Below are 2,430 nucleotides of genomic sequence, written 5' to 3' on the forward strand. Positions count from 1 at the left end.
ACTTGGATTACGAATACATCATATATAATAAATTTGGTAAGTTAATTCTTCAGGGAACTTTTAATAATGAAACAGCTGTTGATTTGAGATCACTAGAAAAAGGATTCTACAAGGTAATAGTTTTAAGAAAGGGGCAATTAATTATGAACGAAGCCATAATAAAGAAATAGCGGACTAATAACGAATTTCAGTTGTCTTCCAATAAGTGCCTAAAGTATTTCCGTTAGTAATAGAAAACTAAATACTTTAGGCACAATTGGCTATTTGCTCAATATTGAAATATCGTTTTAGTTGGATTTCTTGCTGTTTTGATTATCCAAATACTGATAGTAGCCGTAACTGTATTTATTGTATTTGCTTGTATTTGGATTACGGAATAAAGTATCCAAGCTTTTTAATTGAATATTTCCTGTTTTCCTCGGTAAATTTCAACAACTTCGTTTAAATGGCTTGAGAGCAATATTTTCATAAAGTTGGGTGTCCCAGAGGCGATATTTCTGTATTTTAGTGCATGTTTGTGCGGAAGAAATACAATCCCAGCGGTGTCACCAGTGTTCAGGTGATTGATAAAAGTACTGGTAAGTATGTTGTCAAAAAGACTATTGGTTCAAGTAAAGATGAGAACGAAGTTAATCAATTAGTGTCCGAAGGATATCAATGGATACAGAAGCAGATTGGACAAGAAGCTATAGATTTTACAAATCACTATAAGCAAGCGCAAGTTTTCCTTGATCAGATTTCTGAGATTACTATTTCAGGCGTAGAGCTACTTTTGGGTAGGATTTATAATGAAATAGGTTTTGACCAAATTGATTCCCCGCTATTTAAGCCATTAGTGCTTTCTAGAATTGAAAGCCCGTCCAGTAAATTAAAAACAACCGACTATCTATTCAAGTACCATTCGATGAGAATCGATGTAGAGGCCATATACCGGTATATGGATAAGCTTTACAACAAACAAAAGGAAAAAGTCCAACAGATAAGCTACAATCATACAAGGGAGATTTTAGGCGAAGACATCAGCATGGTTTTTTACGATGTTACTACTTTATATTTTGAGATCGAAAAAGAAGATGAATTGCGAAAGAACGGTTTTTCTAAGGATGGTAAGCATCAGCATCCCCAGATAGTACTTGGCCTTTTAGTAAGCGTAGGAGGTTATCCTTTGGCATATGAAATATTTGAAGGGAACAAATACGAAGGCAACACCATGCTTCCCATCATAGAGGCTTTTAAGCGTAAGTATAAATTCAAGAATTTAACAGTAGTGGCGGATTCTGGTCTTATTAATAATGAAAACATAAAATCTTTAGAAGAGAGGGGGTATAAATATATTTTGGGAGCCAGAATCAAAAACCAACCTGTTAACATAACAAAACAAATACATTCATTTAATTTGAATGAAGGGGAAAGTAAAGTGATTTGGAAGGATGTAAATACAGCACTGATCATTAATTACTCTAGTAAAAGAGCGAGAAAGGATCTTTCCAATAGACAAAGAGGTCTTAAACGTCTGGAAAAACAAATTGCATCTGGGAAACTCACAAAGTCCAATATAAATAAAAGAGGCTATAATAAATATCTAAAAATGGAAGGACAGATGAAGGTATCCATCGATAAAGAAAAGTTTGAATCGGATGATAAATGGGATGGTCTTAAAGGTTATCAAACTAATCACAAATCCTTATCAAAAGAAGAGGTTATTGAAAACTATCAACATCTATGGAGGATTGAAAAAGCCTTCAGAATATCAAAACATGACTTAAAAATCAGGCCAATATACCACAGGCTTGAGAAAAGAATAGAAGCCCATATTTGCTTGTGCTTTGCTGCTTATAAAGTTTATAAAGAATTAGAAAGACAACTGAATGTTAAGGAAGCCACAATTAGTGCAGAAAAGGCTATTAATATTGCTAAAACAATTTATAACATTAAAGTTAACATACCCGAAACCAATCAAGTGGTTGAAAAAACCATCATTACTAATGAAGAGCAGAAATATCTAACTGAGCTTTTTAAGCTGATTTGACCTTGGGTGTCCCAGCGAGGAAAACAGGAAAAAGGCATTTGGGTATTACTACCATAAACGGAGCTTGAAGAAGCGTACACCAAATGCTTTACGGGGTAATGCCTGCATGCTTCCAATATATTCAAGAAGCCTTGTACATTGGCATCTAAATATGCCTATGGGTTTTCAACGGAATAACGAACCCCTGCTTGTGCAGCCAAGTTAATAACATGGTCAAATTGCTCTTGCTCAAATAACTGGCTGAGGTATGCTCTATCACAGAGGTCGGCTTTCACAAAACGAAAATTGGGGTATTGCTCGCTATGACAGAGTTGATGATCTTGAACCTTTTCTCTTTTTAGGCCCAGCTCGTTGAGCCGACCAAACTTAAGGTTTACATCGTAGTAATCATTGATGTTATC

The 2,430-nt window shown here is 35.0% G+C and carries 1 protein-coding gene and 1 pseudogene; one reads left to right on the forward strand and one right to left on the reverse strand.

Annotated elements, in window-relative coordinates; translation table 11 throughout:
• The first annotated feature begins 511 nt into the window (after window positions 1-511).
• Window positions 512-2,029: an IS1634 family transposase gene (locus VFM92_RS14130; RefSeq protein ID WP_325122878.1), complete on the forward strand. Its 1,518-nt coding sequence runs from the start codon at window positions 512-514 to the stop codon at window positions 2,027-2,029.
• Window positions 2,030-2,055: 26 nt separating this feature from the next.
• Here the strand turns inward: VFM92_RS14130 and VFM92_RS14135 are convergent.
• Window positions 2,056-2,430, reverse strand: a pseudogene (locus VFM92_RS14135) (GDP-mannose 4,6-dehydratase); the annotation flags it as partial.

Origin of the sequence: Marivirga sp., from assembly GCF_035704835.1 — a bacterium.
In the GTDB taxonomy this organism is placed as follows: Bacteria; Bacteroidota; Bacteroidia; order Cytophagales; family Cyclobacteriaceae; genus Marivirga.

Excerpts from the sequence above, each read along its gene's own strand:
- VFM92_RS14130 (WP_325122878.1), top strand. The coding sequence starts at position 512 with ATGTTTGTGCGGAAGAAATACAATCCCAGCGGTGTCACCAGTGTTCAG.